Annotated in this window: 21 protein-coding genes; 11 read left to right on the forward strand and 10 right to left on the reverse strand. The window is 61.1% G+C overall.

Annotated elements, in window-relative coordinates:
• Window positions 1-6: 6 nt before the first annotated feature.
• The 9 genes from GGQ68_RS05560 (at window position 7) to GGQ68_RS05600 (ending at window position 8,847) form a co-directional block, all read left to right on the forward strand.
• Window positions 7-1,011, forward strand: coding sequence for a BMP family lipoprotein (locus GGQ68_RS05560; RefSeq protein WP_183963773.1), 1,005 nt, complete (start codon window positions 7-9; stop codon window positions 1,009-1,011).
• A gap of 83 nt (window positions 1,012-1,094) precedes the next feature.
• Entirely contained in the window at window positions 1,095-2,708 is a 1,614-nt protein-coding gene (locus GGQ68_RS05565; RefSeq protein WP_183963775.1) for an ABC transporter ATP-binding protein, read from the forward strand.
• 104 nt (window positions 2,709-2,812) lie between these two features.
• Entirely contained in the window at window positions 2,813-3,910 is a 1,098-nt protein-coding gene (locus GGQ68_RS05570) for an ABC transporter permease (RefSeq protein ID WP_183963777.1), read from the forward strand.
• Window positions 3,907-4,239 carry a hypothetical protein gene (locus GGQ68_RS05575; RefSeq protein ID WP_183963779.1) on the forward strand — a complete coding sequence of 111 codons (333 nt, stop codon included), beginning with the start codon at window positions 3,907-3,909 and terminating at the stop codon, window positions 4,237-4,239. The genes GGQ68_RS05570 and GGQ68_RS05575 overlap by 4 nt, the downstream gene beginning before the upstream one ends.
• A gap of 3 nt (window positions 4,240-4,242) precedes the next feature.
• Entirely contained in the window at window positions 4,243-5,208 is a 966-nt protein-coding gene (locus GGQ68_RS05580) for an ABC transporter permease (protein WP_183963781.1), read from the forward strand.
• Window positions 5,209-5,375: 167 nt separating this feature from the next.
• Window positions 5,376-6,290, forward strand: a complete 915-nt coding sequence (locus GGQ68_RS05585) for a sulfite exporter TauE/SafE family protein (protein WP_183964083.1) — start codon at window positions 5,376-5,378, stop codon at window positions 6,288-6,290.
• On the forward strand, window positions 6,290-7,054 hold the full coding sequence (locus GGQ68_RS05590) for a TIGR02186 family protein (RefSeq protein WP_183963783.1): 765 nt from the start codon (window positions 6,290-6,292) through the stop codon (window positions 7,052-7,054). The genes GGQ68_RS05585 and GGQ68_RS05590 overlap by 1 nt, the downstream gene beginning before the upstream one ends.
• Complete coding sequence (locus GGQ68_RS05595; RefSeq protein ID WP_343055859.1) at window positions 7,051-7,482, forward strand: acyl-CoA thioesterase; 432 nt, start codon at window positions 7,051-7,053, stop codon at window positions 7,480-7,482. Before GGQ68_RS05590 ends, GGQ68_RS05595 begins: the two co-directional genes overlap by 4 nt.
• 156 nt (window positions 7,483-7,638) lie before the next feature.
• A complete protein-coding gene (locus GGQ68_RS05600) occupies window positions 7,639-8,847 on the forward strand; it encodes an EAL domain-containing protein (RefSeq protein ID WP_183963787.1) in 1,209 nt (402 codons plus the stop codon).
• On the opposite strand, the gene uvrC is transcribed toward GGQ68_RS05600, so the two are convergent.
• The 6 genes from uvrC to GGQ68_RS05630 form a co-directional block, all read right to left on the reverse strand.
• Window positions 8,844-10,712 (reverse strand): excinuclease ABC subunit UvrC, encoded by a 1,869-nt coding sequence (uvrC, locus tag GGQ68_RS05605; RefSeq protein ID WP_183963789.1) that lies wholly within the window; start codon window positions 10,710-10,712, stop codon window positions 8,844-8,846. The genes GGQ68_RS05600 and uvrC overlap by 4 nt on opposite strands.
• 309 nt (window positions 10,713-11,021) lie before the next feature.
• Window positions 11,022-11,807 (reverse strand): SDR family oxidoreductase, encoded by a 786-nt coding sequence (locus GGQ68_RS05610; RefSeq protein WP_246429265.1) that lies wholly within the window; start codon window positions 11,805-11,807, stop codon window positions 11,022-11,024.
• Between the two features lie 14 nt (window positions 11,808-11,821).
• Window positions 11,822-12,769: a calcium/sodium antiporter gene (locus tag GGQ68_RS05615; RefSeq protein WP_183963798.1), complete on the reverse strand. Its 948-nt coding sequence runs from the start codon at window positions 12,767-12,769 to the stop codon at window positions 11,822-11,824.
• Window positions 12,770-12,964 (reverse strand): hypothetical protein, encoded by a 195-nt coding sequence (locus GGQ68_RS05620; RefSeq protein WP_183963800.1) that lies wholly within the window; start codon window positions 12,962-12,964, stop codon window positions 12,770-12,772.
• Window positions 12,961-13,779, reverse strand: a complete 819-nt coding sequence (locus tag GGQ68_RS05625; RefSeq protein ID WP_183963802.1) for a S49 family peptidase — start codon at window positions 13,777-13,779, stop codon at window positions 12,961-12,963. The genes GGQ68_RS05620 and GGQ68_RS05625 overlap by 4 nt, the downstream gene beginning before the upstream one ends.
• Before the next feature lie 201 nt (window positions 13,780-13,980).
• Complete coding sequence (locus GGQ68_RS05630; protein WP_183964087.1) at window positions 13,981-16,170, reverse strand: primosomal protein N'; 2,190 nt, start codon at window positions 16,168-16,170, stop codon at window positions 13,981-13,983.
• 590 nt (window positions 16,171-16,760) lie between these two features.
• Between GGQ68_RS05630 and GGQ68_RS05635 the strand changes: the two genes are divergently transcribed.
• On the forward strand, window positions 16,761-18,323 hold the full coding sequence (locus GGQ68_RS05635; RefSeq protein WP_183963804.1) for a PRC-barrel domain-containing protein: 1,563 nt from the start codon (window positions 16,761-16,763) through the stop codon (window positions 18,321-18,323).
• 66 nt (window positions 18,324-18,389) lie between these two features.
• Here GGQ68_RS05635 and GGQ68_RS05640 read toward each other — a convergent pair whose 3' ends face one another.
• Together GGQ68_RS05640 and parA are read right to left on the reverse strand one after the other, a co-directional pair.
• Window positions 18,390-19,253 (reverse strand): DUF6206 family protein, encoded by an 864-nt coding sequence (locus tag GGQ68_RS05640; RefSeq protein WP_183963806.1) that lies wholly within the window; start codon window positions 19,251-19,253, stop codon window positions 18,390-18,392.
• Between the two features lie 22 nt (window positions 19,254-19,275).
• Entirely contained in the window at window positions 19,276-19,914 is a 639-nt protein-coding gene (gene parA, locus GGQ68_RS05645; protein ID WP_183963808.1) for a ParA family partition ATPase, read from the reverse strand.
• A 150-nt stretch (window positions 19,915-20,064) separates the two neighbouring features.
• Between parA and GGQ68_RS05650 the strand changes: the two genes are divergently transcribed.
• The gene (locus tag GGQ68_RS05650) at window positions 20,065-20,730 is read left to right on the forward strand and encodes a hypothetical protein (protein ID WP_183963810.1); all 666 of its coding nucleotides are present in this window, start codon (window positions 20,065-20,067) and stop codon (window positions 20,728-20,730) included.
• A gap of 66 nt (window positions 20,731-20,796) precedes the next feature.
• On the opposite strand, the gene GGQ68_RS05655 is transcribed toward GGQ68_RS05650, so the two are convergent.
• Together GGQ68_RS05655 and GGQ68_RS05660 are read right to left on the reverse strand one after the other, a co-directional pair.
• The gene (locus GGQ68_RS05655) at window positions 20,797-21,222 is read right to left on the reverse strand and encodes a DUF4864 domain-containing protein (RefSeq protein WP_246429266.1); all 426 of its coding nucleotides are present in this window, start codon (window positions 21,220-21,222) and stop codon (window positions 20,797-20,799) included.
• Window positions 21,223-21,334: 112 nt separating this feature from the next.
• On the reverse strand, window positions 21,335-22,912 hold the full coding sequence (locus GGQ68_RS05660; protein ID WP_183963812.1) for a lysine--tRNA ligase: 1,578 nt from the start codon (window positions 22,910-22,912) through the stop codon (window positions 21,335-21,337).
• Window positions 22,913-22,987: the final 75 nt, after the last annotated feature.

The raw sequence follows: 22,987 nt of genomic DNA on the forward strand, positions 1-22,987 counted from the left end.
TGAACCATGACCTTCATGCAGAAAACGCTCGGCACTGCTGCCGCGCTGGCGCTGACCGCCGGTGCCGCGCTGGCCGATCCGGCGCTGATCTACGATCTCGGCGGCAAGTTCGACAAATCCTTCAACGAGGCGGCCTTCAACGGTGCAGAGCGCTGGGTGAAAGAGACCGGCGGCAGCTATCGCGACATCGAGATGCAGTCCGAGGCGCAGCGTGAGCAGGCTCTGCGTCGCTTTGCGGAAGCGGGTTTCAACCCGGTCATCACGACCGGCTTCTCCTTTGCCGAACCGATCAAGAACGTGGCATCGGATTACCCCGACACCAAATTCGTGAACGTCGATGGTTTCCTGCCGGAGATCCCAGAGAACGTCTCGCTGATTTCCTTCCAGGAACACCAGGGATCTTACCTTGTTGGCGTGCTGGCGGCGATGGCGTCCGAAACCGGCACGGTCGGCTTTGTCGGCGGCATGGACATTCCCCTGATCCGTCACTTTGCCTGCGGCTACGCACAGGGCGCCAAGGCAACCAACCCCGACATCAATGTCATCGCCAACATGACCGGCACGACGCCTGCCGCGTGGAATGACCCGGTGAAGGGCTCGGAGCTGGCCAAGGCACAGATCGGCCAAGGCGCTGACGTGATCTATGCTGCCGCCGGCGGCACCGGTCTGGGCGTTCTGCAAACTGCGGCGGATGAGGGCATCTACTCCATCGGCGTCGACAGCAACCAGAACTACCTGCACCCGGGCTCGGTTCTGACCTCCATGCTCAAGCGCGTCGACAATGCTGTCTTCGAAGCCATGTCTGATGGCGAAAACCTGGAAACCGGCAAGATGACGACCCTCGGCCTGGCCGAAGACGGTGTCGGCTATGCCGTGGACGACAACAACGCCGATCTGATTTCCGACGAGATGACCGCTGCCGCCGAAGAGGCCAAGCAAAAGATCATCGACGGGGAGATCGAGGTGGTCTCCTACTACGAAAACGACAGCTGCCCGGCACTGGATTTCTGATCCGGCGCACTGCCAGCAGACAAAACGATGCGCCTGCCCAAGTGGCGGGCGCATCCCTTTGATTGAACCGGGAACGCCGCCTCATGTCAGACCCCAGCGCTATTGACCCTGCCATCGAACTCAAAGGCATCTCCAAAGCCTTTGGCCCGGTTCAGGCAAACAAGGACATCTCCATCCGGGTGATGCCCGGCACGATCCACGGCATCATCGGGGAGAACGGGGCAGGCAAATCGACGCTCATGTCGATCCTCTACGGCTTTTACAAGGCCGACAGCGGCGAGGTCTGGGTGAACGGCCAGAAAAAGGACATCACCGACAGCCAGGCGGCCATCTCCGCAGGCATCGGCATGGTCTTCCAGCACTTCAAGCTGGTGCAGAACTTCTCCGTTCTGGAAAACGTCATCCTCGGGGCTGAAGACGGTGCCATGCTGAAGCCCAGCCTGAACAAGGCGCGCGGCTCGCTGAAGCATCTGGCCGAGGAATATGAACTGCAAGTCGACCCTGACGCGCTGATTGAAAACCTCTCCGTCGGCCACCAGCAGCGTGTCGAGATCCTCAAGGCGCTTTATCGCGAGGCCGACATTCTGATCCTCGACGAGCCCACCGGCGTGCTGACCCCCGCCGAGGCCGATCACCTGTTCCGCATCCTCGAAGGGCTGAAACGCGAGGGCAAGACGATCATCCTGATCACGCATAAACTGCGCGAAATCATGGAAATCACCGACACCGTTTCCGTCATGAGGCGCGGCGAGATGACAGCCACCGTCAAGACCGCCGAGACCTCGCCAGAGGAATTGGCCGAGCTGATGGTGGGGCGCAAAGTGTTGCTCCGCGTGGACAAGAAACCCGCACAGCCCAAAGCGCCCATCCTCGAAATCGAGAACCTGCGCCACACCGACAGCCACGGCGTCGAACGTCTGAAGGGTATCTCGTTGCAGGTGCGCGCAGGCGAGGTTCTGGGCATCGCGGGCGTCTCTGGCAATGGCCAGTCCGAACTGCTGCACGTGCTCGGCGGCATGACCACCGCCACAGGCACCGTGCGCGTGAACGGCCAGGAGATCGACCTGACCGGCAAACACTCCGACGGGCAAAGCCGCCGCGCCCGTGGCATCGCGCATGTCCCCGAGGATCGCCACCACGAAGGGCTGATCCTCGACTACACGGCTTGGGAAAACACCGTCTTCGGCTACCATCAGGCCCCGGAGATCCAGTCGGGCTTGTTCATGGACAACGCCGCGATCAAGACCGAGGCGCAGGCCAAGATGGACCGCTACGACGTGCGCCCCCCGGACCCGAACCTTGCCGCCAAGAATTTCTCCGGCGGCAACCAGCAAAAGATCGTACTGGCCCGTGAAATCGAGCGTGATCCCGACATTCTTTTGATCGGTCAGCCCACCCGAGGCGTGGATATTGGCGCGATCGAATTCATCCACAAGGAAATCATCCGCCTGCGGGACGCGGGTAAGGCGATCCTGCTGGTGTCTGTGGAGCTCGACGAAATCCTCAGCCTCTCGGACCGCATTGCGGTGATGTTCGACGGCCAGATCATGGGCGAGCGTCTGCCGGACGAGACCAACCAGACGGAACTGGGCCTGCTGATGGCAGGTGTCACCGATACCGGTGGCAAATCCGCCATCGCCGCTGTGGACGCGCAACTGCACGCCAAAGAAGCCCGCGAGGCTGCGCAACATGACTGACAATCCGAACAACGCGCCCCGCCCGCGTTTTCCTGCTGCAAAAACACCTGCGCCGGAGGCTTTCGTCCTCTTCACCCCCACCACGCTTCAAAGGAATGCGCCGCATGGATAAGATGCCTGCCTGGGCGGACGCCGTACTCGTCCCCCTGATCTCCATCCTCATCGCCGCCGTGCTTTCGGCCCTGGTGATCGCCGCGCTTGGGATGAACCCGTTCGAGGCGTTCCGGTTGATGGTCGAGGGTGCGCTGATGAAGTCTTCCGGCTGGGGGTACACGCTTTATTACGCCACCAACTTCATCTTCACCGGCCTCGCGGTCTCTGTTGCGTTTCATGCCAAGATGTTCAACATCGGCGGCGAAGGTCAGGCGCAGATCGGGGGTCTTGGTGTGGCGCTGTGTTGCCTGTTCATCCCGTGGCCGCATTGGTCGCTGGCGCTGATCGGGGCGACGATTTCGGCCGCCGCCTTCGGGGCGCTCTGGGCCTATGTCCCGGCGATCCTGCAGGCCAAACGCGGCTCGCACATCGTCATCACCACCATCATGTTCAACTTCATTGCCGCCGCGCTGATCAACTACATTCTGGTCAACATCCTGCGTCCCTCCGGTGGCATGGAACCGGCCACGGCCACCTTCCCGGAAGCGGTGCATCTGCCGACCTTTCAGGACATGTTCTCCACGGCGGACAACGTGCTTTTCCGTGGCTCGCCCGCCAATATCACGTTCTTCATCGCCATTCTCGCCTGCATCGCTGTCTGGCTGCTGATCTGGCGGACGCGGCTCGGCTACGAGATCCGCGCCTTTGGCCATTCCGAGACGGGCGCGAAATACGCGGGCATCTCCCCGGTCAGGATCACCGTGATCTCGATGCTGATTTCCGGTGCATTGGCGGGGCTGATGGCCATCAACGCCACCATGGGCGAGGCCGAGCGCCTGGTGCTGAACGCCTCCGAGGGGGCCGGTTTCATCGGGATTGCCGTGGCGCTGATGGGCCGGTCTCATCCGCTGGGGGTGTTCCTTGCGGCGCTGCTGTTTGGCTTCTTGTATCAGGGCGGGGCAGAATTGGCCTTTTGGGCGAATATCCCGCGCGAGTTGATCACGGTCATTCAGGCGCTGGTCATCTTGTTCACCGGTGCGCTCGACAACTTCGTGCGCTGGCCGTTGGAACGGCTCTTTCTCGCGACGCGCAAGAAGGGGACAGCATGAACAGCCGGGCCGAAACGCTGATCCTCAACATCAACCACTGCGACGTCTTTGGCTGGTTTCCGGCCCGGGATACAGACGTGCATCTCATGGACACGAACGGTGCCTTGCCCTTCGCCCATGGCGATACGTCTGACCGCAACGACAAGCTCGCCACCGTGGAAGGCATCGTTTGGTTGCGCGGCCCTGCACAGAGGGCTGTCACGCTCGGAGACTGCACCCCGAGGGACACTGCGCAGGAGGCGCCTTCGCGGCACGTGGCCCTGACTGACCGGCTGGCGCGGACGATCCCGCAGGCCCGCCTGTCCAAATTTAACGACGCAAGAGGCTGACTTATGGATTTTGGCACTCTCATTCAGCTTCTGGAATCCACCATTCGCATGTCCACGCCGCTGCTGCTGGCCTGTCTTGCGGGTCTGTTCTCTGAACGTGCGGGCATTTTCGACATCGGCCTGGAGGGTAAAATGCTTATCGCCGCATTTTTCTCTGCGGCGGTTGCCTTTAGCACCGGGAACGTCTGGCTCGGACTTTTGGCGGGCATCGCGGCCTCTGTCGTGCTGTCTGCGATTCACGGGCTGGCCTCCATCACCTTTCGGGGCAACCAGCTGATCTCTGGCGTGGCGCTCAACTTTCTGGCCTCTGGCTTGACTGTGCTGATCGCACAAAGCTGGTATAGCCAGGGCGGCAAAACCCCGACCCTGACCGGCGACGCGAGATTGGGCGAGGTCACATTGCCCTTTGCCGACGCCTTGCGGGACGTGCCTTTCATCGGTCCGATCTATGCCGACGTGATCTCCGGCCATGCCTCGCTGGTCTATGTGGCCTTTCTGGCGGTGCCGCTGACGTGGTGGGTGCTGTTTCGGACCCGCTTTGGCCTGCGCCTGCGCGCCGTCGGCGAATCGCCAGAGGCCGTGGACACCGCCGGGATTTCCGTGGTGCGGCTGCGGTTTACCGCCGTGATTATCTGCGGCGTTCTGTGTGGCATCGCCGGCGCCTACATGGCGACCGGACTGCAGCCATTCTTTGGCAAGGAAATGACTGCGGGACGGGGCTATATCGCGCTCGCCGCGTTGATCTTTGCCAAGTGGCGTCCGTGGTACGCGCTGATGGCCTGCCTGCTGTTCGGCTTCCTTCAGGCCCTGGCGATCCGGTTCCAGAACTTCGACATCGGGCCGTTTACGGTGCCTGTGCAGGTGATGGACGCGCTGCCGTATATCCTGACGGTCATCATCCTTGCGGGCTTTATCGGGAAGGCCATCCCGCCGCGCGCCGGTGGCGAGCCTTACGTCAAGGAGCGCTGACCGCGCGTATCATTCGAGAATATCACAGAGGGGGGAGCTTTGGTTCCCCCCTTCTTCATGCCGGTCACTCGCCACGTTGACCCGGCGGCCAATAAGTTTCTTTGCAAGACACCTTTTGACCGTTTGCTGCGCTTGCAAATACAGCCAAGCTGCGGCTAACAATGACCATGCAGGTGTACCTCCCCATTTCCGAAGTTGCCGTGAACGCCTTTGTCCTTTTGGGGCTGGGCGGGCTGGTCGGTGTGCTGTCGGGCATGTTCGGCGTCGGTGGCGGATTTCTTTTGACGCCGTTGCTGTTCTTTATCGGCATTCCTCCGGCCGTGGCCGTGGCCACAGGCGCGAACCAGATCGTGGCGGCGTCGTTCTCCGGCTTGCTGGCACATCTCAGGCGTAAGACAGTCGATCTGCGGATGGGCACGGTGCTGCTGATCGGTGGCCTTGTGGGGGCGGCCATTGGCGTTTTCATCTTCAACTACCTGAAAACGCTTGGCCAAGTCGATCTGTTGGTGCGCCTGTGCTATGTGGTCTTCCTCGGGATCATCGGTGGCCTGATGTTCATCGAAAGCCTAAATGCCCTGCGCAATGCGCGCCGCGGTGCGCCGCCCAAGCGCAAGAAGCATACCTGGATTCATGCCCTGCCATTCAAGATGCGGTTTCGCACGTCGGGTCTGTATATCTCCGTCATTCCGCCGCTTCTTGTGGGCCTGTCTGTCGGCGTTCTGGCGGCGATCATGGGGGTCGGCGGCGGCTTTATCATGGTGCCGGCCATGATCTACCTGCTGGGGATGCCGACCAAGGTGGTCGTGGGCACCTCGCTGTTTCAGATCATATTTGTCGCCGGTTTCACCACCATCTTGCACGCCACCACCAACTACACTGTCGATGTGGTGCTGGCGGTCTTGCTGATCCTTGGCGGCGTGGTTGGTGCGCAGTTCGGCACGATCATCGGCACCCGACTGAAGGCGGAGCAACTGCGCATCCTGCTGGCGGCCATGGTGCTGCTTGTCTGCGGCAAGATCGCGCTGGAGCTGCTGATCGAACCTTCCGAGCTGTACACTCTGGCCAAGCCGGGGGGCGTGTGATGCTGCGCTTCCTCGTTTTGCTGCTTGCGATGGCCAGCCCGGCGGCCGCGCAACCCGCCGAGGAAGTTGTGCTTGGCCTGTCCCAAGACACGGTCAAAATCTCCACCAACTTCGACGGATCGGAAATCCTGATCTTCGGGGCCATCAAACGCGAAACCGCACTAGAGCGTGATCCGTTGCAAGTGATCGTCACCGTGGCGGGGCCGCTCCGCCCTGTGGTGGTGCGCCGCAAGGAACGTGTGGCAGGCATCTGGGTGAACACAGCTTCGGTGGAGGTTGATTCCGCCCCGACATTCTACGCCGTAGCCACCTCTGCTCCCTGGTCCGAGGTGATCAGCCACACAGAAGACCTGCGCCACTCTGTCTCCATCCCTCGGGCGATCCGATCCGTGGGCGCCCCGATGGATGTGCTGGACAGCCAGGCCTTCAAGGACGCGCTGATCCGCATTCGCGGCGGCCGAAGCAGCTATCAGCTGCTCGAAGGGGCGGTGACACTGCGCCAGCAGACGCTGTTCGACACACGTATCGCCATGCCTGCCAATCTTACCGAAGGCATCTATCCCACGCGGATCCTGCTCACACGGAACGGACGTGTGGTGTCGCGGTTCGAAACAGAGATCAACGTAACCAAGGTCGGCCTGGAACGGTGGCTGTACATGTTGGCCCAGCAAGAACCGTTGCTCTACGGGCTGATGTCCATCGCCATTGCCATCGCCGCAGGATGGGGCGCCTCTGCCGCCTTCCGTTTGGTGCGCTCCTCGTGAGCCGCGCGGCCCCCGGCAGGCGGGCGGAGTATCGCGCCTTTCGCGCCCTGCCCACCCGGTGGAAGGACAACGACGCCTACGGCCATATGAACAATGCCGAATACCTGTCGATCTTTGACACGGCCTTGTCGCTCTGGCAGCTCGACAATGGCATTGCCTTGCTTGGCCCGCAGGCGCTGCGTTTTTTGGTGGTTGAATCCGGGGTACGCTACCATTCGGAAGCAGGCTTTCCGGACGTGATGCACTGCGGCTTACGCCTGCCGCATATGGGCCGGTCCAGCCTGCGGATCGAACTGGGGCTGTTTCGCAACGACCTCGACACGGCCTGCGCCGAGGCGTTCTTTGTTCAGGTCCTTACCGATGAGCACAGCCAGCCGATCCCCCTGCCCGACCCTTTACGCACTATCTTCGCAGAGATTTCTACCTGAAGTAGAAACTGTTGACAGGTATCATGCAGTCTCTACGGTGATTGTAGTGTTGTGATGCCGCTCTTCACACGCAGCAGCAGACAGTAGCAAACGCGCGGCCGGAAGACGCCAGGTCCACAGACCTGTATTTCGGTCCGCTTCGCCAGAAAGCGCAACGTGATCTCACAAGACTTCCAAGATGCTCTCACTTCCGAATTTACCGATGGACCGGAGAATTTAATCTGGAAAAAGCGCAAGGTTCTGAAATTCCTGCGTGAAAGTTTCGACATGGACGTGGCGTTCATATCGCGTTTCACCCAACAGGAGCGCGTGTTCGAAGAGGTCGATAGCCGCCCCGGGCTACCGTCCACAATCAACCGGATGGATAAGTCCCCCTTGGAGCAAGGGTACTGCTCCCGCATCGCCCGCAATCAGTGCCCACAACTGATGACTGATGCGGGCGCAGACCCCTGTGTTGCCGATCTCGAAGAGACAAAGGCGTTTCCTATCGGAGGTCACATCAGCGTCCCGATCGTCATGAGCAGCGGCGACACCTACGGAATGCTCTGCGCCTTCAGCCGCACACCGCGCCCGGATCTGAAAGCGCGCGACCTGGCCGTATTCACACTGTTCGCGGAGCTTCTTGGCCGCGACATTGAGACTCTCGCGTTACAGCATGACGTGGACGACCATCTTTTGCAGGAGATGGTGAACGAGGCAGGTTTCTTCCTGCATCTCCAGCCGATCTGTGCGCTTCTGGATCAGAGGATTATCGGATACGAATTGTTGACCCGCTTCCCGGCGCATGTAGGCCTGACCGAAGACGTCTTTGCCCGCGCGCGTCTTCTGGACCAGAAGGTGACGCTGGAGGAGCGCATTGCGGAGCACACGACCGACGTTTTGGACAGGCTGCCAAAAGGTCTTTTCCTGAACATGAACTTCTCCGTCAGCTCCTTGTCCGATCTCGATTTCGCGCGGCTGTTTCCGCCTCACCATCGCAGGCGTCTGGTGCTGGAATTGACAGAGCATGAGCGGGTCACCGATTACGACAGCATTGGCAACCGCATGGCAGAGCTGCGGGCAATGGGGTTTCGCATCGCCATCGACGATGTCGGGGCCGGGTTTTCCAGCTTTCGCCATGTGCTGAAGCTACGGCCCGACGTGATAAAGCTGGACCGTTCGCTGATCTCGGAGATCCACAAGAGCAGGCCACTGATAAGTTTGTTGACCGGGTTTCAGAACTACGCACGGTTCCACAGCAGCACCATCATCGCGGAAGGCATCGAACATGCGAGCGAGATTGCCGCGCTCTCCGGCTTGGGCATCTTTGCCGGTCAAGGCTACTTGCTGGGCAAACCCCGCCCCTACCGCGAGGTTCTGGGTTAGCCCTTTTCATGGAAATAGGCGTAGATCCGTTCGGCCAGCGCCTCTGACACGCCGTCCACCGCTTTCAGATCGCTCAGATTGGCGCGACTGACCGCCTTGGCAGAGCCGAAGTGCTGCAACAGCGCCCGCTTGCGCGAGGCGCCGACGCCGCTGATCTCGTCGAGCGGATTGGCCATCTGGCTTTTGGCGCGTTTCGCCCGGTGGGTGCCGATGGCAAATCGGTGCGCCTCGTCACGCAGCCGTTGCACGAAATACAGCACGGGGTCGTTGTGGCGCAGCGCAAAGGGGCGCGTGCCGATCCGGTGGAACTCTTCCTTGCCGTGATCGCGGTCGATGCCCTTGGCCACCCCGACGAAGGGCACGTCATCCACGCCCTGTTCGCGCATGATCTCGGCCACGGCCGACACCTGCCCCGCCCCGCCGTCGATCAGCATCAGGTCGGGCCACAGCCCCTTGTCCCGATCCGGGTCGTCCTTCTTCAGTCGCGTCAGGCGACGGTTCAGCACCTCTTTCATCATGCCAAAGTCGTCGCCCGGCGTCAGCTCATCGCCCTTGATATTGAACTTGCGGTACTGGTTTTTCATGAAGCCATCCGGCCCCGCCACGATCATCCCGCCAACGGCGTTGGTGCCCTGAATGTGCGAGTTGTCATAGACCTCGATCCGCGCGGGCGGCTCTTCCAGTCCAAAGGCCTCTGCCAATCCGCTCAACAGCTTTGCCTGCGTGGCGCTTTCCGACATCTTCCGGGCGAGGCTTTCCTTGGCATTGCGCAGCGCACCATCCACCAGCTCGGCCTTCTCCCCGCGCTGAGGCACGTTGATTTCCACCTTGCGGCCCAGCTTCTCGGAAAGCGCTTCGCACATCAGGTCGTCGTTCTCGATGCCGTTGGACAACAGCAACAACCGCGCCGGTTCTTTCTGGTCATAAAACTGACCGATGAACGCCTCCATCACTTCTGGGGCGCCGACATCCTCGCCAACCCTTGGGTAGAAATCCTTGTTCCCCCAGTTCTGGTTCGCGCGGATAAAGAAGACCTGCACACAGGCCTGCCCTCCCTCCATATGCAGGGCGATCACGTCGGCCTCTGCGGTGCTTTGAGGGTTGATGCCCTGCGCGGTCTGCACCTGCGTCAATGCGCGGATGCGGTCACGCAAGGCGGCAGCGCGCTCGAACTCCATCTCTTCGCTGGCCTTGGCCATTTCGGCGCCAAGCTTTTCCTGAATTTCGGTGGATTTCCCCGACAGATACCGCGCCGCATCGCGGACAGAGGCCGCGTAGTCCTCTTCGCTGATACGTCCGACACAGGGGGCAGAGCACCGCTTGATCTGCGCCAGCAAACAAGGCCGCGTGCGCCCCTCGAATTCGGAATCCGTGCAATTGCGCAGCATGAAGCCGCGCTGCAACTGGTTCAGCACGCGGTTCACGGCCCCGGCACTGGCGAAGGGGCCGAAATACTGGCCCTTCTCCTTCTTGGCGCCGCGATGCTTCTTGATCTGCGGAAAGGCGTGGTCGCTTACAAGGATGTTCGGAAAGGACTTGTCGTCGCGCAGCAGCACGTTGAATTTCGGCTTGAGCTGCTTGATGAGGTTCTGTTCCAGCAACAGCGCCTCGGTTTCTGTGCGCGTCGTCAGGAACATCATCGACGCCGTGTCAGAGATCATGCGCGATATGCGCCGCGAGTGCCCGTTGAGCCGCGCATAATTCGACACGCGGTTCTTTAGATTCCGCGCCTTGCCGACATAGAGCACACGGCTTTGGTCATCGAGCATCCGATAAACGCCCGGCGATCCATCCAGCGTGCGCAGGTAAGACTGGATCACCTCGACGCCCTTCGGGGCCTGCGTTTCCTGCGAAGTCTCGTCCATGTCTACCGTCCTGTTAACCAGGGTCCTCTATTTCGATTCTCGGTTTCGGCTGCAATGCAGCACGCCCCGGTTCAAGCCCCATTACATCCACCGTTTCTGTGGATAAGTCTGGTGGCAACTTACCATCAGAGGCAAATTCTCTAAGGTTTGAGGTCACTTCGCCGAAGCGCCCACTTTTTAATCACAAAAATAAGCCTTTGAATTCAATTAATAAAAATATAGCACCCGCCCAAGTCATTGAGAAAAATAGTATTTTCTTAATACTTTCACCAAAGGTTCATGAAACGTGCACAACTTTTCCGGCAGCAGCTATTCCAGCCCCACCACGTCGGGCGTTTGCCATGCCAGATGCTGTCCACCGTCGATACAAAAGAGCTGCCCCGTCACGGCTTTGGCCCGCAAAAGGTAAACAAGCGCACCGGTGATATCCTCGGCATCTGCGCCGCGTTCCAGAACCGTCGATCCGCGCTGTTTGGCGAAATCCTCTTCGCTTTGACGGCCACCCCGCAGCGTCGGACCCGGCCCGATGCCGTTCACCCGAATGCGCGGTGCCAACGCCTGTGCGGCGGTCTGCGTCAGCGTCCACAACCCTGCCTTGGCGATGGTATAGGAGGCAAATTCCGGTGTCAGCTTGCGCACCCGCTGGTCGATCATGTTAACCACCAATCCTTGCGCGACTGGCTCCCCCCGGTCGTCCCGCACCGGATCGGGCACCTGTCCGGCAAAGCGCTGGATCAGCACGAAAGGCGCGCGCAGATTGCTTTCGATGGCGCGGTCCCAACTGTCGCGGGTCGCCGTTTCAAGGTCGTCATGTTCGAAGATTGACGCACTGTTGACCAAGACTGTCAGCGGCCCACCCAAGGCATCTGCCGCGCGGGTGACCAGCGTCTCTGCCTCGGCCTCCTGCAACAAGTCGGCCTGCACAGCCACAGCGTCACGGCCCATGGCGCGGATCTGGGTGGCGACGTCTTCTGCCGCCTCCTGAGAGCCGGCATAGTGCACGGCCACGTCACAGCCTTGCTCTGCCAGCGCGAGCGCCATGGACCGCCCCAGCCGTTTGCCTGCGCCTGTCACCAGCGCCCTCATCTTGGTCATGCTTCTGCCCCGCGTTATACGATCACAGCAACTACATAGCCGATATACAGACAGGACAAGAGCACGCCCCACGCACGGGTCAGATCCTTTTTCAAAAAGACGAAGGGGATCATCAGCAGCGAGGCCGCCAGCATGACACCCAGGTCGAAGGTCAGCTCCGGCAGCTCAAACGGCATCGGCGCAATGATAGAGGCGACACCGATGATGGCGAGCAGGTTGAACATGTTCGAGCCGATCACGTTGCCCAACGCCACATCGGCCTGGCGGCGCAAAGCGGCCATGACCGTGGTCGCGAGTTCCGGCAGCGAGGTGCCCACGGCCACCAGTGTCAGGCCGATCACCTCGTCCGAGACATTGAACATGCGCGCGATTTCCGTCGCGCTGTCCACCAAAAGATCTGCCCCCAGCGGAAGGCCAATCAGACCCAACAGCAGGAAAAGACCAATTTTCCACCAAGGCATGCTGGGGTCGGCGCCTTCGGGCTCCTCGAGCTCTTCGTCCAGTTCCCCCGCACGGCGATGGCGCAGCGCATCACGAATCTGATCGAACAGGATGAAGCCCAGCACCGCCAACAACACGATCCCGGATTTCCAATCGAAGGTCTCGCGCACCGCAAGCGCCAGGAACAGCAGCGTGGCAAACATCATCTGCAGATAGCTTTTGCGGGTATCATGGGTCGAGGTGTGCAGCACCGTCATGATCGCCGGGATGCCGAGCACCATCAACACGTTGGCCGTGTTGGAGCCGATCACATTCCCAAGTGCAATGCCCGGAGCATTCCGCAAGGCCGCTTGGATCGAAATCAACATTTCAGGGGCGGAGGTCCCAAAGGCGACGATGGTCAGTGACACGATCAGCGCGGGAATTCCCACGCGCAAAGACAGGTTCACCGCACCTTTCACCAACGCATCGCCAGCCAAAAGCAAGATAAGTAGCCCTAGGACTGCGTAGACAAAAACCATTTAGTGAGTTCCCTTTTCGCAAGCACAGGGGCCTTTTCCGATGGAATAGCGCCCACACTTTGCACATTTTTCTGCGTCCAGCCGCACCTTGTCGCGCATACCCTTCAGCCGTCGTGCGGTCTTGGTCCGCCAGCCGCCAAACATGCCGAGTACGCCCATGATCAGCAAAAACAGCAGGACCAGCTTGGCGATCAAAGCCCGAACCGCGCGTAATTCACGCGTTCCTCGACCTCGGCCAACACGCCTTGGGCCACGCCTTGCGCCATGTCATGTCCCATGGAGAGACCAAACCGTGGCAGCAGTGGTTTCTTGGCGGAGAAGCGTTTGAACTGAACCTTGTCGCCGTAGAGCTCTTTCATCTTTGGCACCAGATGGCCGATGCCGTCGGCAAGTCCTTGATCGACAGCGCCCTGCCCGACCCAGATTTCCCCGGTGAAGAGATCAGGGTTGGCGGCGAGCGTGTCGCCGCGCCGCGTCTTGATTTGTGTGATGAACGTGTCGTGCAATTGTCCAAGCAGGCGTTCCAGCCGCTCCACGTCTTCTTCGGTTTCCGGGCGGAACGGGTCGAGCATGGATTTTGATTTGCCCGCTGTATGTACACGCCGTTCGATACCTTGCTTTTGCATGAACACATGCGCACCGAAGCCTGAGGAGATCACCCCGATCGAACCGAGGATGGACGACGGATCGGCCCAGATCTTATCCGCAGCCGACGCAATCCAGTAGCCGCCAGAAGCGGCCACATCTTCGACAAAGGCGTGAACGGGGATGTTCTTTTCGTCTGCAAGCCTCCGGATGCGGGCACCGATGAGCGAGCTTTGCACAGGTGAACCACCCGGCGAATTGATTTCCAATGCGATGGCGTCGGGCTTCGTCTTGAAGGCCTTGTCCAGCAGAGGCGCTATGGAGCGATCACTGAGATTGCCACGGGCGGGCACGGAAATTGCACCTTGCAGGCGCACAACAGCGACCCGGGGCGAGCTTTTGACGAATGGGATCCAGCGTTTCATGTCTTTGCATGTAGAGACGCCTGGCACTGCCGACAAGCACCGCAGACAAAGAAGCTGTCCCATATTTCGGAATGCAGGGAAACGACTTCGCTGCGTTCAGGCGACAGGCGCGTCGGTGGGGCGCTGCACCCGGCCCGCCAGCGGCGGCCTCCGCCGGTGTCATTGTGAAAGCCGTGAGGCCGGGGGCGCGTCGCACAGAGGTCAGAAGAACGATTGCGGGTCGATGTCGATTGCGATGCGGGTTTCGCCTTTGAGTTTGACCGGGCGGGTCCAGTCGGTGAGGGCATTTTGCAGCATCACCTCCTTGGGGCCACGCACCAGCATACGCACGCGGTGGCGGCCGCGCACACGCGCGATGGGGGCCGGCGCCGGACCGTAGACCTGCGCGTCCACCCGGCGCAGCGGGCCATCGTTGCGCGCAAGCCAGTTGCCGATGTCGAACAGCTCCTGCGGCTCGGTGCCGGACAGGATGATCGCGGCGAGGCGGCCGAAGGGGGGCATGCCGCCAATGCGGCGTTCATCCGCCTCGGCGCGCCAGAATGCCTCCTCGTCGCCGGCCAGAATGCCCCGGATCACGGGGTGTTCCGGCTGATAGGTTTGCAGCAGGGCTTGCCCCGGTTTTTCGGCGCGACCGGCACGGCCCGCGACCTGTCGCATCAGCTGGAAGGTCCGTTCAGCCGCGCGCAGGTCGGAGCCTTGGAGGCCAAGGTCGCTGTCGATCACCCCCACCAGTGTCAGCAGTGGGAAGTTGTGGCCCTTGGCCACAAGCTGCGTGCCGATGATGATGTCCGCGCCGCCCATGGCGATGCTTTCGATATGGGCCTTGAGCTCTCGCGCGGTGCCATAGAGGTCAGAGGACAGAACTGCGATGCGCGCGTCGGGGAACAACTCCTGCGCCTCTTCGGCAAGGCGTTCGACCCCCGGACCCACGGCGGCCAGCTTCCCTTCGACCTCGCAGCTGGGGCAGACCTCCGGCATGGGTTTGGATTCGCCGCATTGGTGGCAGACGAGACGTTTCAGAAAGCGGTGTTCCACCATCCGCGCGTCGCAGTGGTCGCAGCCGATCTGCATCCCGCAGGCCCGGCAGAGCGTCACAGGCGCATAGCCGCGCCGGTTGATGAACAGCAGGGCCTGTTCCTTGCGCTCCATCCGCTGTTTGACCGCCGTGGCGAGGCGCGGAGAGATCCAGCGGTTCGACGCCAGCTCTTGCGAGCGCATGTCGATGGGCTTCATCTCCGGCATCACCGCGGGGCCGAAGCGTGAGGTCAGCACGAGCCGTTTGTACTTGCCCAGATCCGCATTCACCCAGGATTCCAGCGACGGTGTCGCAGAGGCCAGCACCACCTGCGCGCCAAGGATGGAGGCCCGCAGCACCGCCATATCGCGCGCATTGTACAAAACGCCTTCTTCTTGTTTGTAAGAGGTGTCGTGTTCCTCATCCACAACGATCAACCCAAGGTTCTGGAACGGCAAAAAGAGCGCGGAGCGGGCGCCGACCACCACCTGGGCACGCCCTTCTCCGATCATCCGCCAGACCCGTCGCCGCTCTGTCATGGTGACGCCGGAGTGCCATTCTGCGGGCCGCGCGCCGAACCGCGCCTCCAGCCGCTGGAGAAATTCCCCGGACAGGGCGATCTCGGGGAGGAGCACAAGCGCCTGTCGCCCGGCGCGCAGACATTCGGCCACGGCCTCCAGGTAGACCTCGGTCTTGCCCGACCCTGTGACGCCCTTGAGCAGGGTCGTACCGTAGCGGCCAGAGCGCACGCCCTCTGACAGCACCGCCGCCGCGCCCGCCTGATCGTCGGTCAGGTCCTTCCCGCCGTACTCGGGATCAAGCCGCGGAAAGGGGGTATCGCGGGGGCTTTCTTCCTCCCGGATTGCGCCGGATTTCACCAGCCCCTTCACCACCGAGGAGGTTACGCCAGCGGCCTCTGCCAGTTCTTTCAACGTCAGTGAGAGACCGCCCATTTCAGCGGCGGCCTCCAGCACGCGGCGACGGGCGTCGGTCATGCGCGGCGCCTCGCCCTCACCCAGACGATAGACCTTTCGCATGGAGGGTGGATCGCCAAGGCCCGGCGCGCGGGTCGCCAAGCGCAGCATCGCGGCCATGGGGGTCAGCGTGTAAGCGCCGGCCTTCTCAAGGAAAACGCGCATTTCCTCTCGCATCGGCGGCGCATCCAGAACCCGCAATACTGCCCGCAATTTGGAAGCGTCGAAATCGCCGGCCCCCGGGCCCCAGACCACCCCCAGCACCTTGCGCGGTCCCAGAGGCACCTCGACAAAGGCCCCCAGAAAGCAGCCGCCCTCGGGCGCACGGTAATCCAGCACCCTGTCCAACGGTTGGGTCGTGAGAACGCCAATGCGTTCGCCTGCGTCAAAGAATTCCTGCATCTCTTTCAGATGGCCCAACCGCCGCTTGCGCGCAACGCCCCTGCGGCATGTTCATCAAAATATCCCTGTCGAAGGCTATGGCCCTGCTTGCTTCACCGCATATGAGCCAGCATTCAACCGTAAGGCGATTAGGGGGGCGCTAATTGCGGGTGATGACACTTTTTGCCATGACGAAAGGCGGCGCCCTTGCCCCTTGCGCATCCTCGTCCTCGTGGAATGGACCCGTGGCTTGGACCCAGCGCACCAGTTGCCTGCATCAAAATTTACCTGGACGCGAATCACGTCAATGCAATGGGTTACGAAGATATTTCCAAGGTCATCCCAACTTGAAAATCGACACGGGTTAATGAAAAATTTTCACAACTTTTTCATCGCCCGTGAGAATTTTTGCGACCGGCTGCAACCCCCTGCACAGTCTGAAAATTTCGCCCGCGGGTTGCGCTCGGCATTTAGCGCCAACTCCCTTCTGCCACCCCTCCCCCTCAATTCCGGTGGGAACGAACCGAGCTTTCGTCGGGTTGGGGGCTCAGAAACCAACGGGACGACAACAATTCCGGGTTTGATCACAAGAGTTCATCAGGGAGCAACTCATGACCAATATCTCCATTCGCCATCTTCTTGGCACCTCCGCACTTGTTCTTGCTGGCACCGCCGGCATGGCGTCAGCGCAAGCGACTGACACAAACGACGGCGATGCTTGCCAGGACTTGGCGCAGTTGATTGAGACGTCCGGCGACAACGGCGTATCCATGGAGCGTTTGAACAACGTGATCGACCAAGATGCCGAGCAGCGTTGCCTCGTTGTTCTGCAAGATGTTGAAGAAGCCGGTGGCCTTCAGGCCTTCATGAGCGACGAAGACCGCAGTTCCGAGACCTTCGCAGCGGCTGAAAAGCTGGACGCCGAAGTTGATGCGACGCGTCAGGTGTCCGAGCAGGAAACAGTGACCGAAACTGTCGAGATCGAGCGCACTGCCATCGTCGAAGGCGAAGTCGCCGTCGCCGTGCCGCAGCCCGATGTGAACATCGAACAAGGCAACGCGGATGTTACTGTGACGTCGCAGGCGCCGTCGGTCGATGTGGAACAGCAGCAGCCCACCATCACCGTTCGCCAGCCGCAGCAGATCATCACGATGGATATGCCCGCGCCGACCATCACGATCGAACAGGCTGCGCCTGAGATCATCATCACCATGCCCGATCCCACGGTGAACGTTGGCAGCATGCAGCCGCAGGTGGACGTCGTCATGGCCGATCCGACGGTACGTGTGGAGCAGGCCGACCCGCAAGTCGCTCTTGATCTGAACGCCCGTATTGTAGAGCCCGACGAAGCCGAGCGGCTCGCAGCGGACAATGATGGCGCAGCGCCCGTCACCACCACCATGTCCCAAGACGAAGGTGAGCCGAACGTGACCACACAGGTTGCCGAGGCCATGGTGAAGCACAATGAAGCCGGCGAAGCGCAGGTCAACATCTCCCGCGTCGATCCGATCGTGAACTACGAAGGGTCCGAACCGGAAATCCGCTACTCGATGGCAGAGCAGCCCACCGTGAAGGTCAACCAGACCGGTGAGCCGAAGGTGACGTTCCAGCAAGCCAATGCTGAGGGCGCCACTGGCAACGACACCGAGATGCAGCAGGACGCCAATGGCGCGCCGATGTTGCAGGAAGACATGGACGCAGAGCAGCAGCAGGCCGAAGCCGACCCGATGCTGTCCGAAGACGAGCAAGCTGCTGACGCAACTGCGCAGGCTGATCCGGCCCTGACAACTGACGAGCAGGTCGAGCAGGCGCAAGGCGATGCCATGACCGACGAGACCATGGATGACAGCCAGCGCGCCTACATGTCTGACGAAGAAAACGCAGAGGCCTCCAACGCAGGTGACGCGATGTCGCTGACCGTGGCCGAGCTTGAAGGCATGACCGTCTATGACGAGAACGGCGACTCCATCGGTGATATCGGTCGGGTTCTGACCAACTCCGAAGGTGCCGCGGAACGTGCCGTGATCGACATCAGCGGTTTCCTGGGTATCGGCGCACGCTCCGTGGCCGTTCCGCTCACCGATCTGTCGGTTGAAGGCGAAGGGAACGACATGCGTATCTCCGCACAGTACACCGAAGATCAACTGCGTGAGATGCCGCGCTACCAGGACTGATTAGAGTTTTGCTAAATATCAGGGCCGCCCCATTGGGCGGCCCTTTTCGTTGTCAGTGCTCACCGATCAAACGTTGGGTTCGCCTTGCAACCCAAGCACCTTGCGAAAGCCTGTCCAATAGCCGGGCAACTTCGGTGCATACTGCAAACCAGGCAGCGCTTCGTCCGCCCAGGGGGCCATGTCCCGCTTCACGAAATCACGGCCCCAGGCAAGATAGGCCTGCGCATCGTCGGGCCGCAGACGACAGGCCGATCCCACAAGCCCCACGAGCGTTTCGGCAGGTGAATACCATTCGTCCTGAATGCCGGTCACCTTGCGCTGCAAAAGAGGGCCCACCAGTCGCATCAAACGCTTTTCAGAAAACGTCAGCAGCATTTTCCCCATTTCGTCACGCGAATAGTGGATAAGCGGCGGAAATGTATCAAAGAACACCGCCTGACCGTCAACGATGGCGAAGTTGCGGATCGACGGGTGAAATCCGATGCGCCCGTCATAGCCTTCCGCCCAATGCCAAAAGCGCGCAATCACCTGACCGGCGGCTTCCATCATCTCGACCGTCTTGTCAACCGGCTCTGATTGCATCAGCGGGCGCATCAGGTCTGCCGTGTTCAAGGCGTGTTGCACGACGACCGGGACCACGGTGCCCGCCATGTCCACCAGATGGAATTCCGTCTCGGGCAGTGGCACCCCTGCCCCGCGCAGCGCGGTGACATAATCGGCGTGACAGGCGGCAAGCTTGTCCATCTGAGCCCGCGTGCCGGAGCCACGATAGACCTTCACCACCCGATCCGCCAGCGGTCCGGACGATGGGCGGAAGGGCGCGGTGAAATACCCCAACTTGGAAATTGGCTGGCCGGAGCTGCGCTCATGCGCCTCAACAGCGGCGATGATATCGGCGTGCTCGGTCGTGTGCGGGCTGGCGTCGGTCATGGGCATCTCCTTTGTGCGCGGCTTACCCCGCATTCAGGCGCTCCGCCACCTCTGCCACAAGCGCCGCGATCTCTTCGCGCGCAGGTCCGCGCATTTCAAGCGCGCCGCGCCCGTGGCCCATGGCTTCGGCATAGCCCACCCGTTGTGCGATCATCGCCTCGGCCACCGGCGCGCCAAGCTGTTTGGCCGCCTCGTTCACCTCTGCGCCAAGACGCGTTCCCGCACGCGTGCGGTTCATCACCAGCAAAATCGGCCTGTTCTCGCGCGCGGCGAGGTCCATCACCCCTTCGGTCGCCCATAGATCCATGTGACCTGCGGACACCGGCACCACAACCAGATGCGCCACGCGCAACGCCGGGCGCAGGTCGCTGTCCACCTTGGGAGGCGTGTCGACGATGACGATGTCGCAGGCGTTGGCCATCTTGCGCACCTCCATCGAGATCCCCCATGCGGAAGATGTGGAAAACTCCAACCCTTCGCAGGACGCCTCGTCGTTTTCGAACCGGGTCACATACCAGCGTCCAAGCGACCCCTGCGGATCGAGGTCGATCAGCGCGACAGTCTTGCCTTCGGCGCGGAACCCCAACGCCAGATGCGCCGCCAGCGTCGTCTTGCCGGAGCCACCCTTCTGCTGCGCCACGGTGATTACCTTGCCTGCCATCTGTGCTGCTCCCCCGTCAGATACGATGCGATACTGCACCCACGCTGGGCGGGTTTCCAGCCCTGCCACATGAGTTAAGCCCCTTTAACCCGCCATTAACTGAGTTTCTGGCAAGCTTAACGCTTATTGCCGCCACGTCGGGAGGCCCCGATGCGCTTGCTGCCTGCCGCTCTGTTGTCTGTCCTTCTCATACCCTGCCTGGTCGAAGCAGGCGCATGGCCCCGAGACGCGGGCAAAGGTTTCCTCTCCGGGGCAGTGCGTTTGTCGTGGCCACAGGATTTGGCAGACTGGACGTCGGTAAGGCCGACGCAGGACTATCAGACGCTGTACCTGGAATACGGGCTGACCGAGCGCATCACCTTGGGGTTCGACATCGGCCGGTCCGTGTCTGGCGGCAGCAAAACCGTTGCATTTGCACAGGTGCCCCTACGCGACAAGGACACCGGTCCGAAACTGTCTGCTCAACTGGGGTTCGGGCAAATCTCTGGCGATATGGTTCTGCGGCCCGGTCTCTCCATCGGGTGGGGGGTGTCCCATGGGTGGCTGACCTTCGACGCACAGGCCGAAGTGCATCTCAACGACGGGGCGACGGACTACAAGCTGGATGCCACCTGGGGCCGAAACTTTGCGGAAGATTGGAAAGCGATCCTGCAATTGCAGACCGGCGTGCAACATTCCGATCCACCTTTTGTCCGCCTCGCCCCGTCGCTGGTCACGCCCGTGGGCAGAGGGTTCAAGACGGAGATGGGCGTCACCTACGGGATAACCGGGGACAGTTCCATGGGGCTCAAGATCGGCTTCTGGCGCGACTTTTAGGGATCGCGTCCGGGTGGGCGGGGCGCTTTTGCCGTCAGGCAAACAGCACCGCGCGCCCGGCCGCCTTCAAACCGCCACGTCAGGCGCGGGGATCACCATGACGCCGCCGATCTTCCACTCGCCCAGGACACGCTCCATGCGATAGGCCAGGCCAAAGCGCTTTCCCGCTTCATCGGTGATCAACACCTCCTGCCAGATCTGTCCGTCCACTTCCCGCAACGCGCCAAAGCGCACATCACCGGGCCGCCAGACCATCGGGTAACCGTTGCGCACCATGGCCCCGAACCGATCCGGCGTGCCGAATTGCGTCTGAATGTTGGGGCTGGCGAACTGAAACGCACCAAAGAAATCATCCTTCCGGAACGCGTCAATCTGATCAGAGATCACATCCGAAATACCGGACTCGGGCGGCAAAACCTCCTGAGCCCGCACCGCAGGCATAAATGCCAACGCCCCCCACGCTGCCACACATATTGCCTTCAACAGTCGCATCTCATGTCCTCCCGCTGCACATCAGACGTAAGCCACGCAGAAGGTCTGTCAAAAGTTTCGCCCGCAGTTGGTGAACCGCGGGCGAAAAACGTACCATAAAAGAGGGATCAGATCAGGACAACTGGCCCGCCAGCCCCTTGTCGATCAACGTGGCGGTTTCATTCACACCGTAGAGCGCGATAAACCCGCCAAAGCGCGGCCCCTGCGACTGGCCGAGCAGGACCTCGTAGAGCGCCTTGAACCACTCTCGCAGGTTTTCGAACTCGTGCTCCTTGCCTACGGCAAAGACCAGCGACTGCAGGGTCTCGTCGTCCGCCGTGCCATCGAAAGCCTTGAGGCGGGCAGCCAGATCCTCCATCGCGGCGCGCTCTTTCTCGTCGGGCGCCCGGAAGACCTTTGTTGGCTTCACGAAATCTTCGTAATAGCGCACGGCATATCCCGCCGCCGCATCCACATCCGGGTGCGAATCCGGCGAAGCCGTCGGCGCGTACCGCTTGATGAAGGCCCACATGGCGGCCTTGTCCTCGGCCCCTGCCGCCGACGCGAGGTTCAACAGCATGGAGAACGGAACCACCATCGTGCTTTGCGGCACGTCGCCACCATGGATGTGCCACACCGGATTGTTCACCTGCTGCGCGACATCCTGCGTGTGATAGGCGCGCAACTGCTGGTGGTATTCATCCATTGCCTTGGGAATCACGTCAAAGTAAAGACGCTTGGCGGTCTTCGGCTTTTGAAACATGAAGTAGGACAAGGACTCGGTCGAGGCGTATTTCAGCCAATCGTCGATCGAGATCCCGTTGCCTGACGACTTGGAGATCTTCTGGCCGCTGTCATCCAGAAACAGTTCATATGTGAAATGCTCCGGCGCGCGCTCGCCCAGGGCCCGGCAAATGCCGTCATAGATCGGCGTGTTGGTCGAGTGGTCCTTGCCGTACATCTCGAAATCCACGCCAAGCGCCGCCCAGCGTGCGCCAAAGTCCGGCTTCCACTGCAGTTTCACATTGCCGCCGGTGACCGGCAGCGTCCACTCCTTGCCGTCCTCGTCGTCGAAGGTGATTTCGCCCTTCTCCGCATCGACGTTCTTCATCGGCACATACATGACGCGCCCGGTTTCCGGATGGATCGGAAGGAAGATCGAATAGGTCGCCGCCCGCTCTTCGCGCAACGATTTCAGCATGATCGCCATCAGGTCATCGTAGCGTTCGGCACAGCGCAGCAGGATCTCGTCGAACTGGCCCGACTTGTAGAACTCGGTCGCCGAATAGAACTCGTAGTCGAACCCGAACGTGTCCAAGAACCGGCGCAGCATGGCGTTGTTGTGATCGCCAAAGCTGTCATGCGTCTCGAACGGGTCGTAGACAGAGGTCAGCGGACGCTGCAAATCCTCGGCCAGACGCTCGCGGTTGGGCACATTGCCCGGCACCTTCCGCATCCCGTCCATATCGTCGGAAAAGCAGATCAGACGGGTCGGAATATCCGAGAGCACTTCGAAAGCGCGGCGGATCATCGTGGTGCGTGCCACTTCCCCGAACGTGCCGATGTGCGGCAGGCCAGACGGACCATAGCCGGTCTCGAACAGGACATAGCCCTTCTCGGGCGCTTTTTTCTCATAGCGTTTGAGGATACGGCGCGCTTCTTCAAACGGCCAGGCCTTGGCTTTCATGGCGGCTTCGCGAAGATCGGACATTTTCCACAGACTCCTAAGAGGAATAACGCAGGGCTTCCTATTGCCCCGCGCGCCAAGCGTCAATAAATTGCGCTG

Source organism: Sagittula marina (assembly GCF_014196795.1).
GTDB lineage: Bacteria > Pseudomonadota > Alphaproteobacteria > Rhodobacterales > Rhodobacteraceae > Sagittula > Sagittula marina.